8 protein-coding genes and 1 tRNA gene are annotated in these 4,767 nt (G+C 41.3%); 3 read left to right on the forward strand and 6 right to left on the reverse strand.

Features of this window, described 5'->3' with window-relative positions; all coding sequences use genetic code 11:
• The 4 genes from IH879_19935 to IH879_19950 form a co-directional block, all read right to left on the reverse strand.
• A partial coding sequence (locus tag IH879_19935) for an SsrA-binding protein (protein MCH7677199.1) occupies positions 1-124 on the reverse strand: 124 nt, incomplete at its 3' end.
• Positions 125-392: 268 nt separating this feature from the next.
• Positions 393-629, reverse strand: coding sequence for a hypothetical protein (locus IH879_19940; protein MCH7677200.1), 237 nt, complete (start codon positions 627-629; stop codon positions 393-395).
• Between the two features lie 19 nt (positions 630-648).
• Complete coding sequence (locus tag IH879_19945) at positions 649-795, reverse strand: hypothetical protein (protein ID MCH7677201.1); 147 nt, start codon at positions 793-795, stop codon at positions 649-651.
• 182 nt (positions 796-977) lie between these two features.
• Positions 978-1,382, reverse strand: a complete 405-nt coding sequence (locus IH879_19950) for a TIGR04255 family protein (GenBank protein ID MCH7677202.1) — start codon at positions 1,380-1,382, stop codon at positions 978-980.
• A 269-nt stretch (positions 1,383-1,651) separates the two neighbouring features.
• On the opposite strand from IH879_19950, the gene IH879_19955 reads away from it, so the two are divergent.
• Both IH879_19955 and IH879_19960 read left to right on the forward strand, forming a co-directional pair.
• A tRNA-Leu gene (locus tag IH879_19955) sits at positions 1,652-1,738 on the forward strand.
• An 89-nt stretch (positions 1,739-1,827) separates the two neighbouring features.
• Positions 1,828-2,124 (forward strand): GYD domain-containing protein, encoded by a 297-nt coding sequence (locus IH879_19960; GenBank protein MCH7677203.1) that lies wholly within the window; start codon positions 1,828-1,830, stop codon positions 2,122-2,124.
• A gap of 3 nt (positions 2,125-2,127) precedes the next feature.
• Here IH879_19960 and rlmB read toward each other — a convergent pair whose 3' ends face one another.
• Positions 2,128-2,880, reverse strand: a complete 753-nt coding sequence (gene rlmB / locus IH879_19965; protein ID MCH7677204.1) for a 23S rRNA (guanosine(2251)-2'-O)-methyltransferase RlmB — start codon at positions 2,878-2,880, stop codon at positions 2,128-2,130.
• Between the two features lie 161 nt (positions 2,881-3,041).
• Between rlmB and IH879_19970 the strand changes: the two genes are divergently transcribed.
• Positions 3,042-3,521 (forward strand): SRPBCC family protein, encoded by a 480-nt coding sequence (locus IH879_19970; protein ID MCH7677205.1) that lies wholly within the window; start codon positions 3,042-3,044, stop codon positions 3,519-3,521.
• Between the two features lie 76 nt (positions 3,522-3,597).
• On the opposite strand, the gene IH879_19975 is transcribed toward IH879_19970, so the two are convergent.
• Positions 3,598-4,767, reverse strand: a 1,170-nt coding sequence (locus tag IH879_19975) for a choice-of-anchor B family protein (GenBank protein MCH7677206.1), incomplete at its 5' end; no start/stop codon positions are given.

A 4,767-nucleotide genomic window follows, 5' to 3' on the forward strand; every position in this document is an offset into this window, starting at 1 on the left:
TGGCGCGCCCGTCGCGCAAGGCTTTGACTTCAGTGCCGGCAAGCACAATTCCGGCTTCCATGGTATCGAGCACCTGGTATTCATGACGTGCTTTTCGATTGGTTGTGATTACCTTTTCACCCATGGTGAAAATTAATGGTTTTGATGGCAAAAGTCAATACTTTACAAGCTAACAAATTCTTTAGAAATAAAAAAAGCCCCAAGGCATTGGGGCTCAAAAGACTCTTAAATAACAATCAAAAAAAACTATATATTATCTCAAATTTTACTTATGCCTTCAATTGCTTTACGAGCAGTCTCCTGTGCAATCTTTACATTATCCAGAGTGATTTTTGCATTTTCCTTGTAGTCCGCCTCAACTCGTAAACGCCACAAACGATTTAGATATGAACTTATTTGCTTTCTTCTTTACTTGAAGAATAGGCATAAGAATTTCTAACCATTAGATGTTTACTATGTGATTCTAAAGGTATGCCTCTACTTTTACGCTCGTTATATGCGATTCCAAAAACTCCATAATATGCGCGGCTAAGTGCCGTCCGCAAATATGCTTCCTCTAGTTGTTTCTTTCTTTTATGAGTTATAAATTCATCAACTAATTGAATAAATAGTTTCCAATCAAAGCCCATTGTTGGCCTATATTTAAATTTAAGCTATTTCGATATCAATTTCGAGATTTTGTCTAATGTCAGCGTCGATATCTAGCCACCATTCTTGATCAAATTTATCTAATAGCGAAAGCGATTCTTCCGGTGATCGATTAGTCTTAACAATGACAAAAAGTTGCTCAACCATTTCGTCGGGATCCTTTTGAAATTCTAAATGGATATTGATGACACTCTCTCCAAATATTCTCTTTAGCTCGTGATGAGCCTCGTAAAGTGTATCAAAAAGATAATCATTACTAAATAGAAACTTTCGAATTTCAATTGGATCATTAAAAATATAGAACTCTTGAAGAAACTCGATTTTTGACTCTATGAATCTAATCTTTCTATTAAACCTAATCGTTTAAGTCCCTTAGGTTTTACAACATCGACATACAATTTTAAATTCTTAAGAATTAGCGGTTTGAAATTATCCCATGAAGAATAAGGTTTTAGATGGTTTACCGTAAAAATATTACGAGAAATTTGCAATAGTGCGGAATTATCAGGCCTAATAAATTGCATACGTTGTGAAGCACTAATTTGTGGTTTTACCCCATCCTTTAAAGCCTTAATATCGGCTATAAATTCTACTCGCTCCTTTTTCTCTGGAAATTCTTTTCTCACCTTTTCATACATTAGGCCTGGAACAGTGATATCCCAAGGTTGGCCTGGAACAAACTGAAACTCAATTAATGCTTCAACGATCGGAGGTTTTGGGTATTTTCGTTTCAAATGCTTCTTATCTCACTATTTTTATTCTTAAGATCGTCTAATAAAATTAGAAACTTGATATATGTACTTTTCTCTCACTTAGTTTTATTCCATATATTTAGATTGCCGAAGGGTTCTCAAAAAAGTAAAAACAAATGAATTGGAAAACAAGTAAATTTCTGAAATTAATTATTAGAACTCACAAAGTCAATATCGGCTTTTGAAAAAATCTTGACTTTGTGCCCTTTAATATTTACCTTTTATTTCGCTTCATAGTGAGCGTGAACTACGCCGAAGTGGTGAAACTGGCAGACGCGCACGGTTCAGGGCCGTGTGGGAGCAATCCCGTGTGGGTTCGAATCCCACCTTCGGCACCAGGTCATCCTTACCCATCACTTTCTGATGTCTCTTGGAAGGTGATGCTTATGAATGAAATCCAACCTCAAACACTTTCATGGAGGACACCATGCCTACCTTTATTCGCTTAATCAATCTCACAGAGCAAGGCGCAAGAAACATCAAGAACCTTTCTAAAATGATAGACCTCGCTCAAAATGCCATGAGAAAGCATAATACAAAAGTCCTGAACTTATATACCACTCTGGGTAATTACGACCTGGTGGCGATCATCGAGTCGCCAAATGCAATGGCTGCCGCGAAAGTAAGCGCTGAAATAGCCTCACAGGGAAATTTCCGTGCCGAGACTTTGCCCGCTGTCACCACAGAGGAATTTATTGAAGGCGGAACTGAAGAGGAATATTAGCAGTTACGATTTGAGTTGTCGTTGGCGCCTGGCCTCGAAAAAAAGCAGGGCCGCCGCGACGGAAGCATTCAATGAATTCATTTTGCCAAACATCGGGATGCTCACCAGAAAATCACAATTCTCTTTTACCAGCCTGTGTATGCCGCGCCCCTCAGCTCCGATCACAATAGCAAGGGGCCCCGACAAATCCGCTTCAGTAAAACTTTGACCTGCATTTTGATCGGTGCCTGCAATCCAGATGTTCTTTTTTTTAAGGGTATCGATAGTATAGTTGAGATTCGAGACCTGCGCCGTCAGGACAAAATTGGACGCTCCCGCTGAGGTTTTAGCAACCGTTGAGGTGAGACTTACCGATCTTCTTTTGGGCAAAATAATACCGTGCAACCCGGCACCATCCGCACTTCGAATGATAGCCCCCAGGTTATGCGGGTCTTCAATTCCGTCGAGAAGAGCCAGCAGAGGAGGTTCATTCAATTCCTTGCTTGTGTTGAGAATCTCCTCTACGGATGCATAAGAATGTGATTTAACAAAAGCAATTATTCCCTGGGTATTAAAATTTTTAGCCCGTTCCCCTAATTTTTGCTTTGAGATACGTTCAACAGTCACATTGTTCCTTCTTGCCAAAGCAGTTATTTCGGATATTATCTGACCTTTTATTTCCTCGGCAATTAGAATTTTTTCGACCATCTTTCCGGACCCCAAAGCCTCGATCACAGGATTGCGGCCGTATATGATTTCTGACATTAACTTTTTCATTTTTTAAATAGGCTATGAATTTTACAAATTTTAATCTCTCAACGCAATGAAATTCTAAAATGGTTGAAAATTGGCTATCCTGAATTTCCTTGACTTTGGTGTAAAATTTATTTAAAATTTTGTACCCTCAATTCAATCCACAAAATCGGGGAAAATGTTCCGTGGTAAACGTTAAAGTAAGCCGGGTCATTAACGGAGATCCTAAGAAAATCTGGGACCTCATTAATCAAGTTGAACGATTCCCGGAATGGATGCCAGGCATCACAGAAGCCCGCGTCACGACAAAACCAAAAAACAAGAAAACCGGCCTTGGGCGACAACAGTTGCTTAAAACAGATATTAATTTAGGCAAAGGCGAGACGCTTCAGCAAGTTATCGCCTGGGAGCCCCCGAATAAAATTACCTGGCAGCATTTGAAGGATGTAATTGACGGCAAAGAATTCAATCATGCCAAGGAAATCAAGACAACTCTGTCAATTACAAATAGCGAGGGAGAGATTACCATCCGGATGGTTGGTTCCTGGCAGCCCGTTGGGGTTTCTGGTCAGCTCATGTCACGCATGATGAAACGAACCGTCACCAAGAATTTTAAACAAGCCTTAAAAAACTTAGAAAAAATAATCAAAAAAAAACATGCCTGAGAGCTCCTTTTTATCAACCTGAAGGTACCCACCCGTCACTTTACTAATTTTGGAAGTTTGGCAAAGTTGAATCCCTCTACTGAATAAAAAGCATCTTCGTCGTTTTCCTAAACGCATCTGTTTCGATGCGATAGAAATAAACCCCACTAGCGACCAGGCGGCCGGAATTATCCCGGCCATTCCAGAAGGTTTGCTGCTCACCTTGAAGTTGTTCTCCATCGAAGAGAACCCGAACCTCACGACCCAGCGTGTCAAAAACTTTCAAGCGCACATATGTTTTTTCAGGGAGTGAGTAACGGATTGTCGTATTCGGATTAAAAGGATTTGGGTAGTTTTGCTCGATTGAATAAGAAGCAGGGATAACTGATTTCTGCTCATCAACACTCGTAACAGAATTCACTACGATATCAAACGTCTTTGACTCTCCCTCTTCAGCCATAAACGTAACCGTGGTCGTGTCGTAAGATGGACGATGGGCCAGAATCGTGAATAATCCCGGATCAGGAAATCCTAATTTGTAATTACCCTCCGCATCGGAAGTGGTACTTTGTTCGAGTTCTGTGACTTCAATAGTAACGTCAGAAACAGGCTGGCCGGTTTGGGAATCCAAAACCCGGCCGTTCAGGCGGCTGGCACGTCTGCCATTAAAGGAAACCACGAAGAGGCCAAAGACCTCGTCAGTGGCATAAATATAACCCGATGAAGTAAACGGAAAAGCGCCCCAGTTGCCTACAAATCCACCCTGGTTGCCAGGAAACGTATCGTAATATCCGACTTCAACTAAATTAGTGGGATCCGAAATATCGACGATGCGAAGACCGTCGCCATAATGAGAAATGTAGGCATAATCTCCCAAAATGTGAGTGTTATGCGCCAAAAGACTGGAAGTGGATAAATATTCGCTAACAAGTTCCGCATTAAACGGATCTCTGATATCCCACATCTTGACCGTCAAACCCGTTCTCTCCTGAGTTGTCATGACATACTTACCATCCTCGGTGATCCAGGCGTTATGTACATTGGGGCCCGGGAGAATTTCCGTGATTTGTACCGGTGCAGACTTATCACCGACGTCGAGAATTACCAGGCTACCCCTATTGAATGCGCTACCAAACAGGGTATCATTTCTGACATAAACATCATGGAAGTAATGTCCAGTCCACTCACCCACTTTGACGGGCGCTTCCGGATTTGCGAGGTCTAAAATATCGGCGCCACCTGCGGCGTTTGAACCGGAGATATATGC

The organism is candidate division KSB1 bacterium (assembly GCA_022562085.1).
GTDB lineage: Bacteria > Zhuqueibacterota > Zhuqueibacteria > Oceanimicrobiales > Oceanimicrobiaceae > Oceanimicrobium.

What these genes read in the sequence shown, in the direction of transcription:
- IH879_19940 (MCH7677200.1), bottom strand. Translation starts at nt 629, where the DNA reads ATGGGCTTTGATTGGAAACTATTTATTCAATTAGTTGATGAATTTATA.
- rlmB (MCH7677204.1), bottom strand. Translation starts at nt 2,880, where the DNA reads ATGAAAAAGTTAATGTCAGAAATCATATACGGCCGCAATCCTGTGATC.
- IH879_19945 (MCH7677201.1), bottom strand. Translation starts at nt 795, where the DNA reads ATGGTTGAGCAACTTTTTGTCATTGTTAAGACTAATCGATCACCGGAA.
- IH879_19960 (MCH7677203.1), top strand. Translation starts at nt 1,828, where the DNA reads ATGCCTACCTTTATTCGCTTAATCAATCTCACAGAGCAAGGCGCAAGA.